Source organism: Neisseria sp. P0021.S007 (assembly GCF_051956855.1).
Genome location: NZ_JBQCXA010001537.1, coordinates 1 through 465 on the forward strand (window position 1 = coordinate 1; position 465 = coordinate 465).

Annotated in this window: 1 protein-coding gene; it reads right to left on the reverse strand. The window is 54.0% G+C overall.

Features of this window, described 5'->3' with window-relative positions; genetic code table 11:
- A partial coding sequence (locus ACTHUR_RS20135) for an FAD-dependent oxidoreductase (RefSeq protein ID WP_440400563.1) occupies nucleotides 1-465 on the reverse strand: 465 nt, incomplete at both ends.

The following is a 465-nucleotide window of genomic DNA, read 5'->3' on the forward strand; positions in this document are numbered from 1 at the left end:
GGGTAACGGTGTTGGCGATATTGGCAAGGTAGAGGGCTTCTTCCACAGCGGTATTGCCACCGCCGACTACGGCAACATCTTGTTTTTTGTAGAAGAAACCATCGCAAGTTGCGCAGGCGGAAACGCCTTTGCCGGCAAAGGTTTCTTCGCTTGGCAAACCTAAATATTTGGCGGAAGCGCCGGTGGCAACGATGAGTGCATCGCAGGTGTATTCGCCCATATCGCCTTTAAGGGTAAACGGACGGTTTTGCAAATCAACGGTGTGGATTTGGTCGAAAATCATTTCAGTACCGAAGCGTTCGGCATGAGCCTGGAAACGGGCCATCAGTTCCGGACCTTGTACGCCTTCGGCATCGGCAGGCCAGTTGTCCACTTCGGTGGTGGTCATCAGTTGTCCGCCTTGCTCAACGCCGGTAATGATCACAGGGTTGAGATTGGCGCGGGCAGCATAGACGGCGGCAGTAT